Source organism: Erwinia sp. 198 (genome assembly GCF_003937915.1).
GTDB classification, from domain to species: Bacteria; Pseudomonadota; Gammaproteobacteria; order Enterobacterales; family Enterobacteriaceae; genus Erwinia; species Erwinia aeris.
In genome coordinates, this window is record NZ_RHUM01000002.1 from 131,312 (window position 1) to 155,619 (window position 24,308).

16 protein-coding genes are annotated in these 24,308 nt (G+C 55.6%); 5 read left to right on the top strand and 11 right to left on the bottom strand.

Annotated features, from left to right (window positions below; genetic code table 11):
- Positions 1-66: 66 nt before the first annotated feature.
- Positions 67-2,262 (bottom strand): ferric-rhodotorulic acid/ferric-coprogen receptor FhuE, encoded by a 2,196-nt coding sequence (gene fhuE, locus EGK14_RS03140; protein WP_125287981.1) that lies wholly within the window; start codon positions 2,260-2,262, stop codon positions 67-69.
- Between the two features lie 959 nt (positions 2,263-3,221).
- Between fhuE and EGK14_RS03145 the strand changes: the two genes are divergently transcribed.
- Positions 3,222-3,677, top strand: coding sequence for a hypothetical protein (locus EGK14_RS03145; RefSeq protein WP_125287604.1), 456 nt, complete (start codon positions 3,222-3,224; stop codon positions 3,675-3,677).
- A 91-nt stretch (positions 3,678-3,768) separates the two neighbouring features.
- Here EGK14_RS03145 and EGK14_RS03150 read toward each other — a convergent pair whose 3' ends face one another.
- Positions 3,769-4,785: an NAD(P)-dependent alcohol dehydrogenase gene (locus EGK14_RS03150; RefSeq protein ID WP_125287605.1), complete on the bottom strand. Its 1,017-nt coding sequence runs from the start codon at positions 4,783-4,785 to the stop codon at positions 3,769-3,771.
- Positions 4,786-4,950: 165 nt separating this feature from the next.
- On the bottom strand, positions 4,951-6,267 hold the full coding sequence (locus tag EGK14_RS03155) for a PAS domain-containing methyl-accepting chemotaxis protein (RefSeq protein ID WP_125287606.1): 1,317 nt from the start codon (positions 6,265-6,267) through the stop codon (positions 4,951-4,953).
- A gap of 278 nt (positions 6,268-6,545) precedes the next feature.
- Here EGK14_RS03155 and EGK14_RS03160 point away from each other — a divergent pair, with 278 nt between their 5' ends.
- From EGK14_RS03160 to EGK14_RS03170, 3 genes are read left to right on the top strand one after another with little or no spacing between them, the layout of a single operon-like run.
- Positions 6,546-8,024, top strand: coding sequence for an SrfA family protein (locus tag EGK14_RS03160; RefSeq protein WP_125287607.1), 1,479 nt, complete (start codon positions 6,546-6,548; stop codon positions 8,022-8,024).
- 2 nt (positions 8,025-8,026) lie between these two features.
- Entirely contained in the window at positions 8,027-11,008 is a 2,982-nt protein-coding gene (locus EGK14_RS03165) for a virulence factor SrfB (RefSeq protein ID WP_125287982.1), read from the top strand.
- The gene (locus EGK14_RS03170) at positions 11,005-13,386 is read left to right on the top strand and encodes a virulence factor SrfC family protein (protein WP_125287608.1); all 2,382 of its coding nucleotides are present in this window, start codon (positions 11,005-11,007) and stop codon (positions 13,384-13,386) included. The genes EGK14_RS03165 and EGK14_RS03170 overlap by 4 nt, the downstream gene beginning before the upstream one ends.
- A 162-nt stretch (positions 13,387-13,548) precedes the next feature.
- Here the strand turns inward: EGK14_RS03170 and EGK14_RS21380 are convergent, their stop codons facing one another.
- The 6 genes from EGK14_RS21380 to EGK14_RS03200 all read right to left on the bottom strand — a co-directional run bounded on the left by EGK14_RS21380 (position 13,549) and on the right by EGK14_RS03200 (position 21,442).
- Entirely contained in the window at positions 13,549-15,996 is a 2,448-nt protein-coding gene (locus EGK14_RS21380; protein ID WP_125287609.1) for a putative mucin/carbohydrate-binding domain-containing protein, read from the bottom strand.
- A gap of 371 nt (positions 15,997-16,367) precedes the next feature.
- Positions 16,368-17,948: a methyl-accepting chemotaxis protein gene (locus EGK14_RS03180; protein ID WP_125287610.1), complete on the bottom strand. Its 1,581-nt coding sequence runs from the start codon at positions 17,946-17,948 to the stop codon at positions 16,368-16,370.
- 118 nt (positions 17,949-18,066) lie between these two features.
- The gene (locus EGK14_RS03185; protein ID WP_125287611.1) at positions 18,067-19,086 is read right to left on the bottom strand and encodes an AI-2E family transporter; all 1,020 of its coding nucleotides are present in this window, start codon (positions 19,084-19,086) and stop codon (positions 18,067-18,069) included.
- A gap of 180 nt (positions 19,087-19,266) precedes the next feature.
- Positions 19,267-19,602 (bottom strand): helix-turn-helix domain-containing protein, encoded by a 336-nt coding sequence (locus EGK14_RS03190; protein ID WP_125287612.1) that lies wholly within the window; start codon positions 19,600-19,602, stop codon positions 19,267-19,269.
- Positions 19,603-19,886: 284 nt separating this feature from the next.
- A complete protein-coding gene (locus tag EGK14_RS03195; RefSeq protein ID WP_125287613.1) occupies positions 19,887-20,369 on the bottom strand; it encodes an Rrf2 family transcriptional regulator in 483 nt (160 codons plus the stop codon).
- 203 nt (positions 20,370-20,572) lie between these two features.
- On the bottom strand, positions 20,573-21,442 hold the full coding sequence (locus EGK14_RS03200; RefSeq protein WP_125287614.1) for an NAD(P)-dependent oxidoreductase: 870 nt from the start codon (positions 21,440-21,442) through the stop codon (positions 20,573-20,575).
- 342 nt (positions 21,443-21,784) lie between these two features.
- On the opposite strand from EGK14_RS03200, the gene EGK14_RS03205 reads away from it, so the two are divergent.
- A complete protein-coding gene (locus EGK14_RS03205; protein WP_125287615.1) occupies positions 21,785-22,969 on the top strand; it encodes a sugar transporter in 1,185 nt (394 codons plus the stop codon).
- A 186-nt stretch (positions 22,970-23,155) separates the two neighbouring features.
- Here EGK14_RS03205 and rhaM read toward each other — a convergent pair whose 3' ends face one another.
- Both rhaM and rhaD read right to left on the bottom strand, forming a co-directional pair.
- Positions 23,156-23,470, bottom strand: a complete 315-nt coding sequence (gene rhaM, locus EGK14_RS03210) for an L-rhamnose mutarotase (RefSeq protein WP_125287616.1) — start codon at positions 23,468-23,470, stop codon at positions 23,156-23,158.
- Positions 23,460-24,302, bottom strand: coding sequence for a rhamnulose-1-phosphate aldolase (gene rhaD / locus EGK14_RS03215; RefSeq protein ID WP_125287617.1), 843 nt, complete (start codon positions 24,300-24,302; stop codon positions 23,460-23,462). The genes rhaM and rhaD overlap by 11 nt, the downstream gene beginning before the upstream one ends.
- Positions 24,303-24,308: the final 6 nt, after the last annotated feature.

Here is a 24,308-nt window from a genome sequence, read left to right on the forward strand (position 1 = left end):
GGCTCCCCGCATTGACTTACGGCCAAAAAAATAGCTCCCGCAGGAGCTATTTTTATCTGTACCGCATCAGAACTTATAGCTTGCCGTTAATGAGAAATTACGCGGTTCGCCGTAAACGATATATTGGTTCACGCTGGTGTCATACTCTTTATCAAACAGGTTATTGATATTGGCCTGTAGCGTCAGCTGCTTAGTTACCTCATAGCGACTGAACAGGTTCACCAGCGCATAGCTGCCCTGCTCCGCGTGCCAGGTGCCGTTGCCTTCCGGCGCGGGCACATCCTGCCAGACGTGCGTCTGCCAGTTTACGCCGCCGCCGACCGTCAGCGCCTGTAGCGACGGCAGACGATAGCTGGTAAACAGCTTCAGCGACGTGCGCGGCAGATAAGGATTAACCGCTTCGTCTTCGCTGTCTTCCGCTACGTAGCGGGTACCGCCCACGGTCATTTGCCAGTTATCGGTCAGCGCGCCGTTCACTTCAAATTCAATCCCGCGGCTAACGGTGCCGGATTTGCCTACGTAGGCGGTATCGGTCGTTCCGGCAATGATCTGTCCGGTGCTCTGGGCTACGTTGTCCTGTTCAATGCGGAACACCGACAGCGAGGTCGTGAGGCGGCTGTTCATCCAGTCAGACTTCAGGCCTGCCTCATAGTTTTTACCCACCACCGGCGACAGGTAGCTGCCGTTGATATCACGATAGGTCTGCGGCTGGAATACCGACGTATAGCTGCCATAGGCCGACCAGTTTTCGTTGATGTCATACACCAGGCCGCCGTAAGGCGTGATGTTGTTTTTCTCCATATCCTGGGTCAGCGTATTGGTGCTCCAGCGCGTATAGCGCGCGCCGAGGATCAAATGCAGCGGATCGGCCAGGGTAATACGGGTCGCCATATAGGCAGATTTCTGACGCGTAACGTCTTCCTGGGCGAGCGTTCGCCCGCTCCATTCGGTTTCCGGGTATTGGCCGTTAAAGCTGTTAAAATCGCCCAGCATCTCTGAAGAAATGTTGTCAAAAGCGCTGTAATAAGTGTTCTTCTGCCTGCTGTAGCTGACGCCCGCCATCAGCTCGTGCTGGCGACCAAACAGCTCGTAAGGGCCGCTGGCGAAGGTATCGACCGAGTCGACTTTGCGTTTGCCGGTGTTATAACCGGTGCCGCCTACGACCGGGTAATTCGCATAGGAGGAGACGCCCGCACCGGTGTTCTTATCAAAGAAACCGTCGATATAGAGCTGACGGCTGTCAAGGAAGGTTTCGTTATGGGTGCCGTTCAGCGTCAGCATCCAGCCGTTGTCAAAACGCTGCTTCAGGTTAACAAAAACCTTTTTGCTTTCTTTATCGTTATAGGCCCACTCTGGCGCCGTGTTATAGCCGCGGCGATAGTCGGTAGAGGATCCATCGCTATGCCAGCGAGGCACGCCGCTCCAGGTTGGGCTGTCCGCGTTGGTTTCCTGATATTCGTAGCCAACGGAAAGCGTGGTGTAATCGGTCAAATCGGCATCTACCACGCCGTAGATAAATTTCTTTTCTGCGCCGTAGCGCTCAACGAAGCTGTTGTTGTCCTGATAACCAGCAACGACACGGCCTCGTACGTTGCCGGATTCACTCAAGGGCGAAGAGAGATCGGCTACGTAACGCTGCTTGTCCCAGCTGCCGTAAGTGGCGGAAAGCTCCCCGGTCGCGGTTTTGCTGTCCGCATGTTTGCGCACCATATTGACCGCAGCGGAAGGGTTGCCCGCGCCGGTCATCAGGCCGGTTGCGCCACGTACGACTTCAATACGTTCATACAGCGCCGTATCGGACTGGGCGTCGCCCAGATTCCAACGCCCCTCAAATACGGTCGGGATGCCATCAACCATATAGTTGTCGATCAGGAAACCACGCGAGTAATAGGTGCGGCGATCCATATCTGCCACGGACTGCATCACGCCCGTCGTATTGTTCAACACATCGCCCAGCGATTGCAGCTGCTGATCCGCCATGCGCTGCTTGCTGATAATACTGACCGACTGGGGAATATCGCGCGCAATCATCGGCATTTTGGTGCCTGAAGAGGTGACGGGAACGCTGTAATCGGTTGCAGAAGTGTCAGTTGTGGCATTATCCGACGCGGCGCTTACCGTAAGCGTTTGTTCTGTGGTTTCCGCCGCTGCTGCCTGAGGCATCTGTAATGCCACGGCGACCAGCGCGGCGACGATGGAGTAAGAAGTGGCTACGCCGCCATGCCGACGGATTTCCCTGTTAATGTGCTGAGCAGAAAACATCACTACCTCGATCTTGTCATTATTGATAAACGGTCTGAGCCGTTTAGCCACTGTGATTTTGGTTTTATTGAACGCTTTTACCGACGCTGCTACCCCGGCGATCGCCGAATGATACAGCCATCTACAAATGCGAATGAGAACTATAATTTTTTTTATTTCTTATGTAAAAGACTATTAATGAACTTTTCAGGATTTTGTAAGACGTAAACCACGATGGGTAATTCCGCTACATAAAGACGTTCTGAAAGGTTTACAGCGACGCTTATTATTGCGCTGATGATGTGTGCCCTGCTGGCTTCGCTGGCAATTTTTACCGGGCCTTGCGGCCTTTATCCGTTCCCTGCTCTGCCGGGCTTTGGCTGACTATTGCCGTACTGGAGGCAGGCGCCTCTTTGGTGATAAGCCTTTCTCTGTTCGGTCTGCGGTCGGACAATCGTCATCAGGCATGGCGCAATGCGTAAGTTATTCTCCGACTATCTGACCATGCTGAGCCGCTGTTTTTTGCCATGCTGCACGAGGATTTTGACAGCTGGTCGATTCCGCTGCTGTTTACGATTGGGTTAAGCCTGGTAGAGGTGGCGGTTGCGCTGCTGGCGGGAATAGCCGCTTCGTGCCCGATTTGACACGGCACCCTTCCCTTAAAAAATGCGATAGCCTGTGTTTGACCTGGCTGGATTTTAGCCTGCATAAACGCGTGTTATCTCTGTAGTTCAGGTATGGAGATGTTATCGGTATGCTTAGCATGATGTAACTAAAATAAGCGCAAGGCCTCCGTGAGCCGGTTTTATCCACCATGATTATCGGAAAACAGCGATCTTGCCCTCTCAGGCGCGTCAGGTCCTGGTTTGCGCCGGTTAAAAAATGCGATAAGGCACTTTTTAAGAAGAGACCTGACTGTTTTCGGGCGCGGACAGACGTTAAAATAGTGCCTTAAAAGCCGTAGAGGATAGTGAGGTATAATGATCTGTCGTTTCACTTTGGCCGTAGCGATGGCCGCCATAACCCTGACCGGCTGCACCAGCCATAAGAAAGATGAACCGGCCACAACATCGATAACGGCATCGGCTAAAGATTTCTTTAAAGGCCCGCCCGTGGTTTCGGCCGAAGATTTTTCCACGGGGCCAACCCAGGTTGACGTTTCCCACGTCACCAGCCGCACCGATGACGGCTCTGCCGTTTATGTCACCGTGGACGGTAAAGATGCCGGCGCGCTGATCCGTGGTCAGAGCCTGCAGCTTCATCTACCCGCAGGCGAGCATCAGGTTGGCGGCTATGTCCCTACCCTGCTCGGCTTTGGGCGTGTCACTATCCCGGCGGTAAAAGTTACCACCACGCCGGAAAAAGTAAAAAAAGTCGCCTATACGACGGGCCTGAAGAAACCAGCCTTTACCGAAACGGACGCAGGCCAGGGATAAGAACATATCATTGCCTGCCCGGTCTGGGTAAGCTAAAAAAAACGGCGACCGCAGGGTCGCCGTTCAGCATATCAGCAGCTAAAAGGCCGCATCAGAAATCCGCTTTCAGCACCACGCGATAGTTCGCCTTACCGGCGCGCACGTGATCCAGCGCTTCATTGATTTTTGACATCGGGAAATATTCCACGCGCGGCGCAATATCGCGGCGTGAAGCCAGCTTCAGCAGCGAACGCAGCTGGCCGGGAGAACCGGTAGACGAACCGGTCAACGCTTTATCGCCCATAATCAGCTGGAAAGCGGAGACTTCAAACGGTTTCAGCACGGCGCCCACGGTGTGGAATTTGCCCTGCGGCGCCAGCGCGTCGAAGTAAGGTTTCCAGTCCAGATCCACAGCTACGGTACTGATAATCAGATCGAAACGGCCCGCCTGACTTTTCAGCGCTTCCGGATCGCGGCTGTTGATGACCTCGTCCGCACCCATTTCCAGGATAGACTGCTTTTTATCCGGCGTGGAGCTGAACGCCACCACTTCCGCACCCATTGCGCGCAGGATCTTAATAGCGATATGGCCCAGGCCACCAATGCCAATTACGCCCACGCGGCTGGTCGCCGTGATGTTGCTCATCAGCAGCGGTTTAAAGACGGTAATGCCGCCGCATAACAGCGGGCCAGCAGTCGCCGCATCCAGGTTTTCCGGCAGCGGAATAACCCATTGCCAGTCGGCGCGAAGCTTCTCGGCAAAGCCGCCGTTATTCAGAATGGTAGGGATTGAACCCTGCTCGCAGTTAACCTGCTCGCCATTAATACAAGCGTCGCAGTGCTGACAGCTTTTCGCCGTCCAGCCAATGCCCACACGCTGGCCGACGGAAAGCCCTTTGGACTTCGCCGCTTCGCCCATGGCGGATACGCGACCAATCACTTCATGGCCGGCAATAGTCGGGTAGCGTGAGATGCCCCACTCGTTATCGATCATTGAGAGATCGGAATGGCAGACGCCGCAATATTCCACTTCGACTTCCACTTCCTCGGCGCTCAGCTCCGGCGCATCATACTCATACAGCTCCAGGGCCTTACCGGCTTCCATTGCTGCATAGCTTTTGATTTTCATGCTCTCTTCCTCTGTTTCGTTAACGGACTGAGTTTAGCAAAGCTCGCCGGATGGTCAGGGAGCGAAACGAGTCATTAGTCGCAGGGAGTGTATCAGGATGTAAAAATTGACGATCTGCGCCGCAACATGCCTATTATTGCGGCAACCCGGCGGAAGATGAAGTCACTATTTGATTAGATGCTGCGTCACGTTGCCGATGGCTTCCACCACCTGCTCGGAATTGTTCTGAATATTGACGATAACGTCGCCCGCTTCTTTTACCAGCGCTACGCCGCTGTCGGCCCGCGCCAGGTTTGCGGTAATATTTTTTTGCGCCAGCTGTGCCAGCTGCTGGTTACGATCGACCACGCTCGCGATCTCCTGGCTGGCGCTATTGATATTGGCCGCCAGGCTGCGCACCTCGTTAGCCACGACAGCGAAACTGCGTCCGTGCGTGCCCGCTCTGGCCGCTTCAACGGCGGCGTTTAACGCCAGCAGGTTGGTCTGATTGGCAATAGAACGGATCGTTTCCACTATCTCGCCGATTTGCGCAGACTGGGAGCTAAGGCCGTGGATGTCTGCTGAGACTTTATGCATCTCGCCGGCAACTTCGTTCATGCGCGCCACGCTGTTTTCAATCACGCTGACGCCGAGCCGCGTGTTTTGACTGGTTTCCACCGCCGCTTTATACGCGTGATCGACCGCTTCGCGCTCCTGCTGGTTTTTCTCTACCTGCGCCGTTACATCGGTAGCGAATTTGACCACCTCATAAAGCTCGTTGTTAGCGTCAAAAATCGGATTATAGGTGGCGCGCAGCCAAATCGTTTCGCCTTTGCTGTTAACGCGGGGGAATTGCCCGGCGACAAAGTCGCCCTTTTGCAACTTGTGCCAGAACTCGCTGTATTCACGGCTGTTATACACTTCCGGCGCGCAAAACATGCGGTGATGACGCCCGATAATTTGCTCATGGCTATAACCGGTAGTTTTTAAAAAGTTCTGGTTGGCGCGTAAGACTTCACCCTTCAGGTTAAAAGCGATCACCGCCATCGAGCGGCTGATAGCGGTCGTCATCGCCCGCTGCTCCTGCGCATCCTGGATATGGCGAGTAATATCGGAAGCCAGCTTAACAATTTTAATCACCCGGCCGTGGCGATCCTGTACCGGCACATAGTTAGCTTCAAGCCAGATCGGGCGCTGATGTTTTGTCAGCCGCAGGAACTTATCGCTGAAGCTTTCGCCACGCGCAAGACGCTGCCAGAACTGATCATATTCCGGCGAGTGGATTAGCTCGTCAGTACAGAAAAGCCGATGATGCTTGCCAACGATTTCGCTCAGTTTGTAGCCCATTGCCTCCAGAAAAAGCGCGTTTGCCGTCAGGATATGCCCCTGTGGCGTAAATTCGATCATGGCGATGGCATTGCTCAGCGAGCTGAGCGTTGCGCGTAAATGGCGGGCTTTGGGTTTCAGCCAGGACAATATCCCCGATTTTGTAGAGTCGATCATGTTGTAACCTTTTGTCATATTTATGGTATTCGTCACAAAATCGTTATCGGCATTTTTGGCAATAAATTAACCCCGGCCGCGCCTGTTAATGCAATAGGCGCCGCTTTTTTCAGCTATTTTCCTTAAAAATTAACCTGTTCCTGACTTTTTTTTGCATCATGAGCTGAGTAAAACATGCTTTACCCTCTTATTTCTGCATTTGATTTAAGTCCACTCGACTACAGTAAATAGAAATTTGGATTAAAACTTATTGAATCCTGACTAAAAAAGGTCTTTGCGTGGCTAAACTATTTTTACGCAGCGGAAGCCTGGACGCGGTTCTGCCTCTTGGCGAAAACGGTCAGCCCGTTTATTTATCAGCCCTGCAGCTGCGCGAGACGCTGCGCCTGCGGAAACAGCAGCAGATTGCTGACTGTCTGGCTATTCCTCAACCCAACGATGCCGGCGATCGTCTGGACTGGTATTCGCCCATCTCCGGCAAAGTTATCTCCTGGGCCGCGGCCAGCGATAGCGCACGGGCGCACGCGTTAAATCAGCTGGTCGCCTGTCAGCAAACGGTGGCCGACCTGTGTCAGCGTGCGCTGCAGTCGGATAAAAACAGCCAGAAACTTTTTGGCGCACTGCTGGCTAAAGCGATTCAGTTTCCCGATCAAAACTTTGTGTACCTGGTCGGCGGCAAACCCGTTCTGACCTTCTGGGGATTTGTCAGCCTGGAGAAAAAAGGCCAGCTGGATCCGCTGGATTGTCTGCGCGCTGTCGAAGAAGAAGCGCCGTTGACGCTGTCGAAAATGACGGCGGCCGCACCGGTAGTTGCCGTCGCGCCTGCAGTAAGCGCGACGCCTGCCGCTGCTGCTGTCACGCCTGCCGCTGCGCCCGCCATCGCGGCTTATCAGACCTCCGCCGAGCCGGAAAATACGCCTGAGCCACCGCCCGCTGCATCAGCGCCCGTGAAACCAAAACCAGTAAAAAATACCGCCAGGCAAAACCTGCTGCGCTATGGCTGGATACTGCCTGCTGCCGCGCTGCTGGTTGTTTTTGGCGTACAGATGAAAAACTATTTCTCCGCTATGCGTCAGGAAGTGACAGCGTCACCGACAGCGAACGTAAATGCGCCGAAACCTGCGGTTGCGCCCGAGAAAGCCGCTGCTGACAGACAGCAACCTGCTACCGAACCGGCTAAACAAACCACTGAAACGAAGCCTGCTGCCGATGCGATTAAACAACCTGCCGAAACGCAGCCTGTTGCCGAACAGGACGCGGTGCTGCCGGTAGCGCCCGCCAGCGTTGCGGCCGTTGCGGCAACGCCGACGCAGACCGCTGCTGAGGCGACGCCAGCCCCGGTTGCACAGCCGCCTGCCGTGCCTGCGGGTAAAGATGATTTGGTTCTGCCGACGAACGCGGTCAAGCTAGGCTCTACCCGTTTCCTTAACGGCAACTGGCGCGTAATTGTCGGCATTAAAACCCCGCTGACCGGCAAGCCGCCCGTGCTGCGCTATCAGCTGCGCAATGGCAAAGGCCAGGCGCAGATGACCCAGGGCGACGGCACCGTTTGTCGCGTTGAGGTCTACGCGGGCGTGATGAAGTCCGGCAACCTGGTGATCAACAGCCGCACCCGAGCGAAATGCAGCGACGGTTCGCGCTACCACATGCCTGAGCTGACCTGCGTACAGGGCGCCGAAGGCACCGCCGCCGCCTGTAGCGGCCAATATGATGCCGATACCGTATTACCGATGACGATGAAGCGCGAGAGTAAATAATGATGCTGGCGACCGCAGATTTTAAACCGAACATGACGCTGATTCAGAACAGCGGCATCCAGTTCCTGGATTTTGCCCTGACGCCGGATCCGGAAAACGATTTGCCGGGCAAATTTGTCCGCCAGACGGCCAACGGCCCGCTGCTGCGTCTGAACTTTAACGCACAGAGCGGCAAATATTTGCTGCCGATCGCGGTGGGCGGTATGCCGGAAGTGGTGAAGCCCGAGTTCAGTTTCCCGCTGGCGCAGTCGCTGGCGCTGCTGGACGGCGTGTGGCTGCCGCTGCCTTTCTTTCGCTTTAATCCGCCCCGTACTTTTATCGGCGGGCCTGATAACTGGGCGCGGGTGCAGATCGTCGCGCTGGAGAAACCCGATCAAAACGGCAAGACGCACCGTATCTGCCTGGCTTTTGAAACCCGCACCTGGCCGGAAGGCGAAGACGAGTCGCTGGCGCTGGTGGAGAGCGATGTCAAAAACGGCGTCAGCTTCGCGCTGGCTTACCGTAGCAACGAGCTGGGCGAGTTTCTGGATCATACCTGGATCGACGGCTGGCTGCGTGAGGTGTTCAGTCAGCAGGCTGCCGCCGTCGAGCAACGTCCACAGGTTAATATCCGCACCGCGCTGCGTGAATTCGAATATCAGGCCCATTACCTGAATATCCTGCATATGCTTGGCCACCAGCTGGCGCTGCCGGAGCTGAAGATCAGCGCCGCCACGTTACAGGAGCCGGCCATCCCGGTCGATTTGATCCTGGACGTCGGTAACTCGCATACCTGCGGCATTATGGTGGAAGATCACGTTGACGATCATCACGGCCTCAAGCACACCTATGAGCTGCATCTGCGGGATCTGGGCACGCCGCACCGCGTCTATAACGAGCTGTTTGAGAGCCGCGTTGAATTTGCCCAGGCCAGCTTCGGCAAGCAGAACTTCTCAATGGAAAGCGGACGCGATGACGCCTTTATCTGGCCTTCGATTACCCGCGTAGGCCGCGAGGCGAGCAACCTGGCGCTGCAGCGTTTGGGCACGGAAGGTGCAACCGGCATTTCCAGCCCGCGCCGCTATCTCTGGGATGAGGATGCCTATACGCCGGGCTGGCGCTTTAGCCGCACGCCGGGCAACGCCGCGCTGGAGCCGCTGGCAACCGCCGCGCCGCTGACCAATCTGGTTAATGACGAAGGCGAGCCGCTGTTCAGCCAGCCGCTGGAAGAGCGCCTGCCGGTCTTTACGCCGCAGTACAGCCGCAGCTCTGTCATGACGTTTATGCTTGGCGAACTGCTGGCGCAGGCGCTGCTGCAAATGAACAGCCCGGCGCAGCGCCAGAAGATGCTGCACAGCAGCGCGCCGCGCCAGCTGCGTAATATTATTCTGACGCTGCCTTCCGCCATGCCTAAACCGGAGCGCGAGATCTTCCGCCGTCGGATGCAGGAAGCGATCGCGCTGATCTGGAAAGCGATGGGCTGGCATCCGGCCGACGACGATTTTACCAGTGCCAAAGACAAGGCGAAAAGCAGCGTGCCGGTGCCGGACGTACAGATGGAATGGGATGAAGCGACCTGCGGCCAGATGGTTTATCTCTATAACGAAACGCAGGTGAACTTCGGTGGCCGCGCCGAGGCGTTCTTTGTCAGCATGGCGCGTCCCGATCGCGTCCGCGCGCCCGACGAGCCGGTGGGCAAAACGCTGCGTATCGCCTCTATCGATATCGGCGGCGGCACCACCGATCTGGCGATCACCCAGTATCGCCTGGATGACGGCGTTGGCAACAACGTGAAGATTATGCCGCGCCTGCTGTTCCGCGAAGGCTTTAAACAGGCCGGAGACGATATTCTGCTGGATGTGATCCAGCTTTATGTACTGCCTGCCCTGCAGCACGCGTTCAAAGAAGCCGGTATGGTGAACCCGGAAGGCGTAATGACGCGGCTGTTCGGCCATGAAGGTCGGCTGGACGGACATTCCACGCTGCGTCAGCAGGTTACGCTGCAAATTTTCATTCCGGTGGGCCAGGCGATTCTGGAAGCCTATGAGAAATTCGATCCGTTGGAGCTGAATGCGGAGCTGGACGCGCGCTTTGGCGAGCTGCTGGCCCAGCCACCCACGCAAAAGCTGCTTGACTATATCAACCGTGAGATCCAGCGCGAGTTGCCGAACGAGGCGGAAGCTTTCGATCTGCTGCGCGTGCCGCTGGTAGTCAGGCTGAGCAAGCTTCATGCAGAATTCCTGTCGCCGCGCATGAATATTACCCAGAGCCTGCGCTCGATGTCAGAAGTGGTCGCCGTGTACGACTGCGACGTGCTGCTGCTGACGGGACGCCCTTCGCGCTTCCCTGGCGTGCAGGCGCTGTTCCGTCATCTTCAGCCGCTGCCGGTAAGCCGTATTCTGTCACTGGACGGCTACCACACTAACGACTGGTATCCCTTTAACAAGCAGGGCCGGATTGAGAATCCGAAATCCACGGCGGCGGTCGGGGCTATGCTGTGCCTGCTGTCGCTGGATTTAAGGCTGGCGAACTTCTGGTTTAAGGCGGGCGATTTTCAGCCGTACTCCACCATTCGTTATTTGGGCATGCTGGACGGTAACGGCAGCCTGAGCGCCGAGAACGTCTGGTATGCCGATATCGATCTGGATGACGATAATTTCCGGCTCGACCCACGCGAACGTTTTCAGGTTCGCGGCGCGCTGACGCTGGGATTCCGGCAGCTGGATAACGATCGCTGGCCCGCTTCGCCGCTTTACACCCTGTCGATCGCCGATCCACAGCTGGCGCGCAGCGTAGCAGGCGACAAGGTGTTGAAGATCAAGCTGGCGGTGGCGGAGACCAAAGGCGAATTCGGCCCGGAAAGATTTGCTATTGCCGAGGCAACGCTGGACGACGGCAGCCGCGTGCCGCTGGAACATCTGCGGCTCAGGCTGAATACGCTGGCCAGCAGCGGCTCAGGATTAACCCATTACTGGATTGACAGTGGGAGCGTATATAAAAAATGAAAGCGTTGACGCCTAAGCCATCGGGGCAGTTCGGCAAAAAACTGGAAAACGTGACCAGGGGGATCGATCGCGCGCTGATTTGGCTGGAAAGCGCCCGTACCACCGCCCCACGTCTTAATATGGAAGCGGATCGCCTTGGCGTCCGGCTACGGCATCAGCACAACAAAGCAACCCGGCTGAATGAGGCTGCGAGCAAAGAGTGCGCGGTCGGCTTTTTTGGCCTTGCGCAGGCGGGCAAAGCCTGGCTGATCGCCGCCCTGGCCGCCAGTGAAAAAGGCCGGATGGAGCTGGCGCTGGGCAATACCACCTTTGACTATGCGCAGCTTAATCCGCAGCAGCAGAGCGCCACAATGGTCATGCGCTTCAGCGGCCGGCAGACCAGCACCGATAACGAATGGCCGGTGCAGCTGTCGCTGATGAGCGAAGAAGAGATCGCCGGGGTGCTGGCACAAATCTGGGCCAAACGCAGCGGCAGCGAAACCGTCGCGCTGGACGAGCAGCAGATTGCCGAGCGCATGAAAAGCGTCGCCGTTTATCGCCAGGCGCAGAGCGTGGAAGGCATGAGCAGTAATAACGTGGTGGCACTGTGGCATCGGCTGAACGCCGCCCAGATTTGCCGCAGTAAGGCGCTGGAAAGCCATTTCTGGCCGCAGGCCGTAGAGCTGGCGCCGATGCTGGGCGTGGACGATCGTGCCCGTCTCTTTTCCCTGCTGTGGAATGAAGATCGCGATCTTTCCGCGCTTTATCGCCAGCTGGCGCACGTGCTGCATCATCTTTCCGGCGCGCGGCGCGTGCTGGCGCCCATCAGCACGGTGGACGATCCCGGCCTGAGCGTATTAAACAGCAGCGGCCTGCGCTATTTTAACGCCTCATCGGATCGCGTTATTCAGGTGGTGCCGCAGCATAACGGGCGCAGCCTGAGGCCGGTTAACCTTGCGCTGGGCGAGCTGAACCTGCTGAGCCGCGAAGTGCTGCTGCCGTTCTACAGCGCACCGCGTGAAAGCCTGTTTGAACAGGTCGACCTGCTGGACTTTCCCGGTTTTGAGGAGCCGTCGCTTCTGCCGGATGACAGTGCACACGAGCTGGCGTTGGCCTTTACCGTCGCCAAGCGTCCTTTCCTGTTAACCCGCGCTGCAGAGCGGCAGGACGTCGATTTGCTGATGGTCTGTAACGCTTCCAGCCAGCGCGCGGATACCCGCATCGTGGGCCGCGTGCTGGACAACTGGGTGAAGCAGACCCAGGGCCAGCCGCACAGCGGCCGTAAACCTGCGCTAATCTGGGCGCTGACGCCTTTTGACCAGCGTATTACGCACGGTCAGCACCACGACGCTGCCGTACAGCGCTACGTGGGCAATCCCGGCGACGCCTGGGGCACCATGTTGACGATGGATGACAAGGGTGTGAAGCGAATGGCGGGCTGGCTGACCAGCGAAGTCAGCCGCGAAAACAAAATGGCGCGCTTACAGGAACAGCTTAGCGAGATCCGTCGTGAGCTGAGCGATAACCTGTTGGGCCGCTGGTATCTTGCGGCGGAAAAAGAGGAGCCGGAGGCTCGCCTGCACGTTGCCGAAACGCTGCTAAAGGCGTTGCAAACCAGGACCGGCGTGCACGGCGAGCTGCTGGAGCGGCTGCTGCCAACGCGCGAAACGCTGCGTCACCTGTTTATGCAGCAGCAACACCCCGCCGAGCGCCGCAGCAACGAAGAATACGCCCTGACGGAAGAAGATCCTTTTGGCATCGGGATGAGTATCGATCTGTTGAGCAACGATCCTTTACCGCTGCCGCTGGATGCGCAGCAAACGGGTGAGGAGAGCGAAGCGGAGAATGGCTTTGCGCAGCAGGTCTACCGTTACTGGATCAACCTGCTGGGACAGCTTCCTGAACAGGACGCGCTGCTGGAGCTGCTGGGGGTGACGCGCCCCACGCTGGAGATGCTGACAGAAGAGCTGACCACGGCCAGTATTCGTCTGGATATTGAGGGCGCGCTGGTGAAAATCCTGACGGATAAAGATGCGGCGAATACCCCGGCCGAGATGCTGGCCGATCGCCAGGTCTCCCGCGCGCTGAGCGTGCTGGGCGATTTCGTCGCCTGGCTGGGCTTTCAGCATCTGCCAGAGGCGGCGCGCCCCGACAGTAAAATCAACCGTGGTCAGAAGATTTTCGCCCGTCCGGAAACCCAGGCCGCCAGCCTGGGGCCGGGCCAGCGGCTGACAAAGCTGGCGCTGAAGCCTAATAACCATGCCGCCTACTATATCTATGACTGGCTGGTAGGGCTGAATGAAACCATTCTGCTGAACGCCGGTTACTCCGCCGCTCGGGAGATTGACGGCGAGCACCGCGTGCAGCTGGCTGAGATTTTGAAACAGACAGGAAAGTAGCAGGCACGGAAGTAGCCGTTGCCGGCTGCTTTATTGCAACGCGGCTTACTTTCAATAAAGGCAAAAAACGCAGAGCACTTTACTCAAGTTCTCTGCGCGTTGCGCTTTAACAGCAGCCCGAAATGGCTTAATACGCTTCAGGCTGCCTGGCTCAGGCCTGGATTAGATCTCTGTCCATGGACGACCGTCGCCGTCTGCCGCCCCGGTCGTGCTCTCCAGGCCGGGTTCAGTGCCCTGCCCAATCCACCATTTAGCCAGATAGTTTCGTCCTTTATGAGTCACTCTGTCGCCGCCAACGTAGACGCGACTGGCTTCCCACAGCGGATAAAGCGGCGGAGCCGGCACCACCGGTTCTTCAGGCACTTCAGGCACTTCAGGCACTTCAGGCACTTCAGGCACTTCAGGCACTTCAGGCACTTCAGGCACTTCAGGCACTTCAGGATGGTCCACCAGCTCGTTATACATTGAAAGATATAGATAATATTTTGCGTATAAAGTATCACGCAGCGGACGGCTCAGGGCCATAACGGCCAGCCAGAGATCGTCTTTCGCCGCAGCATAATCCGCGGCCCCAACCGCATGGTTAGCGGCAATCGCCAGCGAAGCGCTTTCCAGTCTTTCGGCCAGATCCGACTCTGGATTGTTATTTAATTTTTCATTTTTCAGGCCGCTGGCCGTAATGACAAAATGATTGGTTTCGCTGAGGGTGTCGATTATGCCGGATGCTGCGGGCAACAACCGTAAACGAGTAGGTTCACGATGATAAATTTCAATCCGATCTCCGTAAGAGAAAGCAATTTCGTCGTGAACAATAAGACGGTCGTTACCCAGAAAAGTTCTTTTATAGATTTCTCTGTTACTGCCGTCACGGATCTTAATCTGCGCATAGGTTTGATCCGGGAAATACACGTGTGGACTGTTGCCGGCGGCATGAACGCTGAGCAAGCCTTTGCTGTGATCCAGCTCGACGCTGGCAAAAAGAGCGTCACCCAGCCCTAACAGGTTAAATGCCTGATTAAGTAACGGCGAGGCTATTTTACGCCGGTAGCTGATACGCTGCGCCGACTGCCCGGCTTTAACGATCGGGTAGCCTGGCTGCACATCATACTTTTGGCTTTTACCCGTGGGTAAGTGCAGCGTGTAGACGCCAACAGGCAGATCCTCCAGCAGCATTTCCTGCCGGTCAATTTTGGCCTGACGTACGACCGTTGCGCCATCAAGCAGCGTCAGGGTTTCATTTTCAATCTGACGGAAGTCATCGATATCCAGCGTCAGACTGACGCTGCCCGTCAGGCCGGTTATTTTCAATTGCTGAACATCCACCAGCGCGAGTGGGCTATGCAAGTCGAGCTGCTGCTGCAACGCCGTCAGCCGTCCCTCTTCCACCAGCTGATTTAAAGGATAGACCGCCTTGCCCTGGCAAAACAGATTGCTGTCGCGCTGCTGGCGAGTGAGTGGCGCGCCAACCAGCTGCATAAAAGGTGTAACGTCAATTTTAGCGCCCGCTTCGGCAAAGCTAACGGAAAGCATATCCAGCAGCGAATGTGCTTCAGCAATAAAGCCACTGCGGTTGCTGAGCTGACGGTAGTGCTGATTAAAACGGGTAAAGGCTTCCATTCCCGCCTTGTTGACCATCTGCATCATAAAGTAGAGCTTCGAGCGCAGATCCCACTGATTTACTGGCGTACCGTTACGCACAAAATCATTAATAATCTTTTCAACGGCGGCCTGTCTGCCATAGTCGTACAGCCAGCCCTGCTGGTACTGTCTGTCGCCCATCGTCACATTTTGATAGCAGGCACAGTAGATATTGTTCCAGACCTCACGCACATCGATAAATCTGTCCGACATAAATTTGCCTTCATAACCATGGGCAATTTCGTGCAGGCAGCCCCAGCCGGGCTCTTTACTGAACAGCCAGAAGTCGCTAACGGTTGGGCTGGTTTCGGCGGTCCAGCGATCGCTGTAATAAGCCGCGCCCGGGCCGCTTTTGTCCGCTTTGATAAAGTAACGGTTGCGGATATTACGATCGGTAACAACAGGCGTCTGGAACGAAAGGCCGATAAGCGTGTTATAAAAATCAAAGATATTTTTGTAGCCTTCTAATAAACGGTCGACGCTATTTTGCGCGTGGAGCGTACGCAGCCTTTGTTTATCAGCCGCCGGGATTAAAATATTAACAAACTCGCTGGTGATTAATGCAAACTCAGCGTTCTGGCTGTCCCAGAGATGAAAGAAAGCGCTTTCGCTACCGCCTTGCTCATAGACAGGAAGCGCTGTAGCCATATCGTCATATTCATATTCCACAACGACCGTGGAAAGCTCATAAGGGGTATCAATAAAAGGCACAGAGGGCGCGCTGGCACTTAACGTAACCCAGGCGGATCCAACGCCGACAGAAGCTTCAGTTTGATCATTATTATTCAGTAAACGCAGCGTCAATGAGCCGTTATTGGGCGATAGCTGGCGGACTTTAATCGATCGCCCCGCAGGCAGGATAATTCCCAGATGCTGACGATCGTGATTGATCCCCTTGCTCAGACCGGCCGCATCCATCCATTGCGGCCTTTCCAGGGAATATATGCTTTTTACTTTACTCAGGGTTGTCATGATTATTCTCTTCTCAGGTTTCAGGTAAGAAGAAAGATATCAGGCAAGCGCCATCGTCAGGCGGTAATTATTGACAGCAGGCAATTATAAAATGGAGGGAAAAATATTTTCCTGACTAACAAAAGGGTAAACGCCACAAAGAAAACAATAGCAAAATAAAAATATACTGCTGAATTAACAATAAAACCTCCCGCCATTAACCCTGCCGATAAATAATTGCTTTTTTTTAATAGAGAAACGATGGTTATTTAACAGCATACTCTGTTGCAAAAATAGCAGAAAAAAAAGGAACCTTGGGCAGGTCTCCCGCATGTTAATTTATTAGAGAGAGAATGCGACAGCAGCCGGGCTGCCGTCGCGTTTCTGTGGCGTTATACAATAGCGGAAAGCTTAAACACGCTGACGCTACGCAGCAGATTTTCAGCCTGCTGCTGCAGGGACTGCGCCGCTACGGTTGATTCCTGCGACAATGAAGCGTTCTGCTGTGTGGCATCATCCATCTGCGTTACGGCGAGGTTGACCTGATCGATCCCGACGCTTTGCTCATTACTTGCCAGCGAGATCTCTGCCACCAGCGAGCTGACGCGGTGCACGTTTTCCACAATATTTTCCATCGCATGGCCCGCGCGTTCGACCAACGCGTTACCCGTATTGATACGGCTGACCGAGCTGTCAATTAAGGTTTTAATATCCCTGGCGGCAGCGGCAGAACGTTGCGACAGCGCCCGTACTTCAGCGGCCACCACGGCGAAACCCCGTCCTTCGCTCCCTGCCCTTGCGGCTTCAACGGCGGCGTTCAGCGCCAGGATATTGGTCTGGAAAGCAATGCCGTCAATCAGGCTGATAATATTGCTAATCTGGCTGGAAAAATGCTGAATCTCGCCCATCGTATGCACCACTTCCTTCACCACGCTGCCGCCCAGCTGCGCGGCTGACGTGGCATCCTGAGCGATATCACTGGCATGACGCGCGTTGTCAGCATTTTTTCTGACTACGGATGTCAACTGCTCCATCGAGGCCGCCGTTTCTTCCAGCGCGCCGGCCTGGGCCTCATTACGCCCGGAGAGATCCTGACTGCCCAGGGCAATCTGTGCCGAAGCCGAGGCAATAGTTTCCGTGCCTTCCCGCACGTCGGAAACGATACGCGTAAGATTGGTGTTCATCTCTTTCAGCGCGGCCATTAGCGAGGCCGTTTCATCCCGGCCTTTAACCACGATTTGCGTCTGCAGATCGCCGGCCGCCACCGTCTGGGCGATTTTTACTGCCTGCGCCAGCGGCTGGGTAATACTGCGTACCAGCCACCAGGTAATAATGCAGCCGGTCAACAGCGCCAGCAGCATCGACAGGGCCAGGATCAGTCTGGTGTGCTGATAACTTTGCTGATTAGCGGCGGCGATCTGCTTATGCAGGCTTTGCGTGTGCGTCAGGACGTTGGCTACCACTTCGTCGATCATTTTTGTCGGCAGACGATCGACACCGGTGACCAGACGATCGACACGCTGCGCGCTGTCGGCATCGCCCTGCTGGTAAGCCTGTAGCGCGCTGAGATAGCGCTCTTGCAGCTCGCCATGAAGCTTACGCGTCTCCCGCACTTCACGGTTATCCATTCCCACCGTCGGCATCGTTTCGATCAGCGTGGCAAGCAGCTGCTGAGTCTTGTCGCCCTGTTCAATAAAAGCCGTCCTGTACTTAGCAAAAGCCTCCGGACTTTGGCCGCCGCGCAGCAGCGTATTTTTCCACTCCTGTACCTGAATCTTAAACTGCACCTGTGCATTTCGCGCGGTGTCGATAACCCGCTCAATCTGCATTTCCTGCTGCATGATCTGACTGCTTTGCTTAAGCGCGTTTTCGTTGATAGCGAGGCCGCGCAGGCCAATAAATAGCGTGGCGCAAAGCAATACTGCAGCCAGCAGGCCTAAACGCACGCCGATTTTATAATTAGAAAGTTTCATTTGATGCCCTGGTAGACGAAGCGGAAGCAATTTTCCGGTTCTTCAGGGGAAGTTATCGGCAGACAAATAAAGAAGCTTTATAGCGGAGACTGGCCCCGGACGGGGCCAGTAAAGCAGTTCAAATCAGGCGGGCGTGGCGCAGTTCGCTTTTCAGATAGGCGTAAAACACCGGCGCAGCAACGACGCCCGCCAGGCCAAAGGCGGATTCAAACACCAGCATTGCCAGCAGGATTTCCCAGGTTTTAGCGTTGATACGGGAGCCAAAGATGCGGGCATTGATGAAGTATTCCAGCTTATGCACCAGAATCAGGAAAATCAGCGCGATCAGCGCTGCCTGCAAAGAGATGGAAAGCCCGATCAACACAATAACCGTGTTGGAGATCAGATTGCCGATCACCGGCAGCATTCCAGCAATAAAGGTCAGGACGATCACTGTTTTGGCAAACGGAAAATGCAGCCCGAACAGCGGCAGCACGCCGAACAGAAAGCCGCAGGTCAGCAGCGTGTTGACCAGCGAGACTTTGATTTGTGCGAAAACCACATCGTGAAAAGAAGCCGCAAGCAGCGTCAGACGTTTAAGCAACGCCTGGGTTAGCGGCGCATTGCTGGTATCGCTGCCGCTGATGCGCAGAGAGATAATCGCACCCAGCAGCATCCCGATAAGCATGGTGGCAAAGGTGTGCGCGGCGGTACGGCCCAGCGTTTGCACCACGACCAGATGCTCGCGCAGCCAGGCCATGACCTGATGCTGCAGTTCATCGATATCTGCGGGCAAATAGCGCGTGACCACCGGCGACAGCGTATCCTGGGCGTCCTCAAGCAGCTTGCTGGCGGCAGCATGGAAAGCCGCCGGGCTGTGAAAGTCGTGCAGCAAAAAGCCAATCAGTTTGGTGATACCGCCCGCCAGCGCTAACAACACCACCACGGTGAGAAAGAAAATAGTGATCCAACGCGCCAGCGGCCCTTTTACCAGCCTCTCTACCCAGGGCGCCAGCGCCAGAATGGTTTCGTAAACGATAAATCCGGCCAGAAAACAAGGCAGCAGGCGTAAAGGAAAAATCAGCAGCAGCGCGATAAAGACCAGCAGATAGCTGGCGGCTTCGCAAAGCTGGCGTTTGGTGAGGTTCCGTATCTCCATAGGGATTCCTGTCTGTCTGAAGTCAAAAAGCATTATAATTCAGACAGTATACAATCCACCGCGTTTTTTCAGGCCTGTTTTGATTTGGTCGAACTTATATTTATGTACTGCGGCGAAGAACGAAACGGAGGCGGGACAGAAAAGTCAAAGCGGGCCGCTACGCCCGCCATTGAAAAGCAATCAGGCGCTGACCTGTACCTGACGACGCCATGCGCCCGGCGACTGGCCGAACTGACGTTTGAAGCTGCGGTTAAAAGATTGTTGGGAATCGAAACCAAATGAAATCGCCACGTCCAGAATAGGCTCACCGCCTTTAGCCAGGCGCTCGGCGGATTTTTTCAGACGACGCGCGCGGATATATTCGCCTAAAGCGTGGCCGGTATGCTGCTTGAACATACGCTGCAGATGCCATTTGGAGTAGCCTGCCCGGCGGGCCACGGTATCCAAATCCATCTTGCCTTCAATATGCGTGTCGATCCACATTACCAGGTCGCTGATAAAATCATCATGGCTCATTGTCTTCCCCTTAGAATTATAACCTGTTTTAGCTGTTGACCTCCGCCGCCGGGCGGGGTAAAAGGTAACTGTCATTAGTGCATTTATTAACGGTAAAACAGACGCGAGCTTAATGCAAGTATAATTGTTGCATTAAATGCGATCGCGAAGCGGCACAAAGGCAGCGCAGAACAAGCGGCGTAGCGCGCAAAGATTACGGCAGCCGTGGCGGCCCGACAGGATTTCAGGCAATAAAAAAGCCGGACATTGTCAGTGTCCGGCCCTATTCAGGGTTATGCAGCCCGTCAGGTTTCCGCATTTTCACGGGTTTTCATCGCTTCGCAGCTGCCTTCGGGATAGCGGCGGTCGCGCTCATAGATTTCCCGCAGCGCGTCGGCAACCGTCCGCTTCGCCAGCACACTGAGCGACGCCTGCTCGGCCTCGTGAGCCAGCTCTTTAAAGAACCAGCAGGTGTTGGCGCTGACCAGACAACGCGCCGGCACTTCCGGGCGGCCTGCCAGCAGCGGTTTATCCTCCAGCACGGAAGTATAGATATCGCAAAGCGTAATCTCCTCCGCCGGACGCCCCAGCCGGATAGTTCCGGTACGGCCCAGCGTAGAGACGATAATGCCGTCGCGGGTCAGCGGCACCATCATCTTACGGACAAAGCTGGGATTGGCCTCAAGGCCCATTGCCAGAATTTTGCTGGTGCTGCGTTTACCTTCCCGCTCCGCCTGGGCTATGCAGAGCACCATTTGTAACGCTGTAGGAAAACGAATATCAAGCATGTTCAGATCCTTGCTTTTAGCTGTGCCTCACCGTATCGGCGGTGATCTAAAAAAGCATTAAAATCAATCAACTAATAAAGATGATAGTAAATTAATATACCAAATAGTGTTGCACTTTAGAAGAAAGCCGTTAAGCAGTTCCTGCTATTTACGCTATAACCCTGAATAACAGAGGGATTATTCCCTCTGTTTTGACAGGAAACTTACCTGTTTTCCTGCAAATAGCGATAGATGACCGACAGATCTTTTTCGCCATAGCCTGCATCCACCGCCTGCTGCCACAGTTTAGCGATGGCGGTTAATCCCGGCAGACGGCTTTCTTTTGCCGCCGCCAGCGCCAGGCGAGCATCTTTTAGCGCCCAGGTCAGGTGCATTTGCGGTTCATAGCTGCCCTCTTTAATCATACCCAGTTTCGCTTTGGCATAGGGAGCCGCCAGCGGCCCGCCGTCCAGCACGTCCCAGAATTCATCCGGCGTAAAGCCAAACTCTTCCGCCATTTGGGTACTTTCCGCCAGCCCCTGCACCATAGAGATAAGCCAGGCGTTGACCACCAGCTTCATGCGCGACGCCGCGCCCGCCTCCCCCAACCACTTCACGCCTTTTGAGATTGCCGCAAAGACCGGCTCGACGGCCTGCGCTTTCTCCCGGTCGCCGCTGGCCAACACCAGGATTTGCGCATTTTCTGCAGGTGCTTTAGTGCCCGAAACGGGCGCATCCAGCAAAATCACGTCCGGACGCTTCTCGTGCAGGATGGCGAGCAGTTTTTCCGTCGCTTCCACGCCAATTGTGCCCATCTGCACCAGGATCGCGCCCTGTTTCAGGCTCGACAGCGTTTTTTGCAGCACCTCCCCGGTGATTTCCGCATTCGCCAACATGCTGATGACCACGTCGGCCTCTTTCACCGCCTGTTCCGGCGTTTCCGCCAGCCGCAGGCCGGCGCTTTGCAAATCTTCACCGCGCGCGCTGGTACGGTTCCAGCCGCTGGTAACAAAGCCGTTTTTCAGCAGGTTTGCGGCAAAAGCGTGCCCCATCGCGCCCAATCCCAACACGGCTACCGCGGAACGTTGATTCATAACAGACTCCTTATCGTAAGCGATCAATAACGGTATTCTCTTTCCAGGGTAGCGCAACCCCGTGCGGAATGCTGATTTTCCCGCAGCGGTTATGTAAGAAGGTGTTCACTGCCTGGCGCATCCCACAATTGTGGCTATACTCACCGGTCGACAGATTTTTCGCCGTTAAATCAAGAAACAAGGGTGAAAAGCGGTGAATGACCTTCGCCGCGTGCCGATTATGCTGATTTACATAAAAACGGCGTTTTTCAATGTCATCTGTCGCACAAATCAAACACAATATGGGTACTTTTCTGTTTTCGCGTAATGCGGAACTCACTTATCAACAAGTCGTTAAACCTGATGCAATCAATAACCGTTTCTCGTAAGACCGCATGGCTGCGCGTCATTATGTTGGCCATCGCCGCATTTATTTTTAACACCACCGAGTTCGCGCCGGTTGGCCTGCTTTCCGATATCGCCAGCAGCTTCGCCATGCAGACCGCCCAGGTCGGCCTGATGCTGACAATCTACGCCTGGGTGGTGGCGCTGATGTCGCTGCCGATGATGCTGCTGACGCGGCAGATCGAACGGCGTTTTTTGCTTATTGCTATCTTTCTGCTCTTTATCGCCAGCCATGCGCTTTCCGCGTTCGCGTGGAATTTCAACGTGCTGGTGGTTTCGCGCATCGGCATCGCGCTGTCACATGCTATTTTCTGGTCAATTACCGCCTCGCTGGCTATTCGCGTGGCGCCAGCCGGCAAGAAAACCCAGGCGCTGAGTATGCTGGCGACCGGTACGGCGCTGGCTATGGTGCTGGGTCTGCCGATTGGCCGCGTCATCGGACAGTATCTTGGCTGGCGTATCACTTTTGGCGTAATTGGCGTGGTGGCGCTGATGACTATGCTAACCCTGGCGAAACTGCTGCCGAAGCTGCCAAGCGAACATACCGGCTCGCTGAAAAGCGTGCCGATGCTGTTCCGTCGCCCTGCGCTGGTATCGCTGTATTTGCTGATCGTGCTGATTGTTACGGCGCACTATACGGCCTATAGCTATATCGAACCGTTTATTCAGGCCGTGGCGCAGATGGGCGGTAATTTTACCACCTTCCTGCTGCTGATTTTCGGCGCGGCGGGCATTATCGGTAGCGTGCTGTTCAGCGCATTGGGCAACAAGTTTCCGGCGACGTTTCTGCTGGGCGCGATTACGCTGGTCTCGGTCTGTATGCTCGCGCTGTTAATCGCGGCAACGCATACCGTAGCGATCTCTACGCTGTGCGTTATCTGGGGGCTGTCGATGATGATTATCGGCCTGGCGGTTCAGGTCAGAGTTCTGACGCTGGCACCGGATGCCACCGACGTGGCGATGTCGCTGATGTCCGGCATCTACAATCTGGGCATCGGCGGCGGCGCGCTGCTGGGCAATCAGGTGAGCCTGCATTTGGGGATGGCGCATATCGGCTATGCCGGCGGCGCAATCGGCCTCTTTTCGCTGGCCTGGTGCGCCTGGAGTATGAAACGCTATCCGCAGCTGCGGATTAACGGTTAATCAACATTCCGATTAATCGTCAGCTGTTTCCCTGGCCTGCGCATCTCCTGAACGGCCTCGGGATAGGTTAACGTATGAAGTTGCATGCATAGCCTCTTTGATCATTACGCCAGGCAAAAAGCCTGATATTAATTATCAGGCTTTTTGAGCGTAAACCGGTTAAGTTCAGCCGGATAAAATGCTGGCTTATGCCAGATAAAATACCGGTTTAAGCGCCTTACTGACCGGGCTGAAGTCCGGGTTTGACGGCATCAGTTCACACATTGACCGCCACCAGCGCTGACACACTTCCGTGCTGGCCACCGCGTTCCAGCGCTCTTCCGATTCGATCTCCACCACCGCAAACAGCAGGTGGCGCGACTCGTCCAGAAAAATGCTGTAATGATGCGCGCCATGCGCTTTCAGCGTCTGCGCCAGTTCCGGCCAAATGGGATTATGCCGCTGCTCGTACTCCTGATGCTTATCAGGATGCACCTGCATCACGAAAGCTTTACGCAACATGCGGATGCCTTGCTTCCAGCGCGGCGTGCCATGGCTGCACGTTAAACCGTTCGCCCAGCGCGACCAGCTGCTCAGTGGTAATACTCTGGCGCATTCCGCCCATCGACAGCACTTTTACCACCACCTCGGAAGATTTTTCCGCCGTGTCGATCAGGCCAAAGGTTTCATCCAGCGTCGGGCCTGCGCCGAAAATACCGTGGAACGGCCACATCACCAGGCTGTGCGAAGCCATCTGCTCAGCGGTTTTTTCGCCGATGCCGTCGGTGCCCGGCACCATCCACGGCACAATGCCCACGCCGTCCGGGAACACCACCAGACATTCGGTGCTGCCTTCCCACAGCAGGCGGGTAAACAGCGCGGAGTCCAGCTCCACCACATAGCTCAGCGACATAAAGTTAGTGGCGTGGCAGTGCATGATGACGCGATCGGCGCCGTTGGTCACTTTCATGCGCACGCTGTGCGACTGGAAATGGGAGGCCAGTTCGGAAGTTGGCAGGCCGCCGTTGCTCAATCCCCAATAAATGCTGTAGGCGCGGCCGTCTTCGCTGACGCGCAGCAGCACCAGGCAGTCCGCCGGATCCAGCTGCACGTTGCGGAAAAATTTGCCGGAGCCGGTGACGATAAACCAGCAGTTTGCCAGTTCCGGTACGGGCTGCGTCAGCTCTACCGTGCGCGGCTCACGGTAGAAATCCTGAGCAAACGGCCGGACTTCTTCATCAAGCAAACGGTAGCTGACGTTGCCGCCGTTGCGTTCATCCCACCCTTTTAACCACATATCAGTAGTGGCTTTTACCATTCCCTGGACGAACCATGAAGTCAGAATGTGTTGCATGTTGCA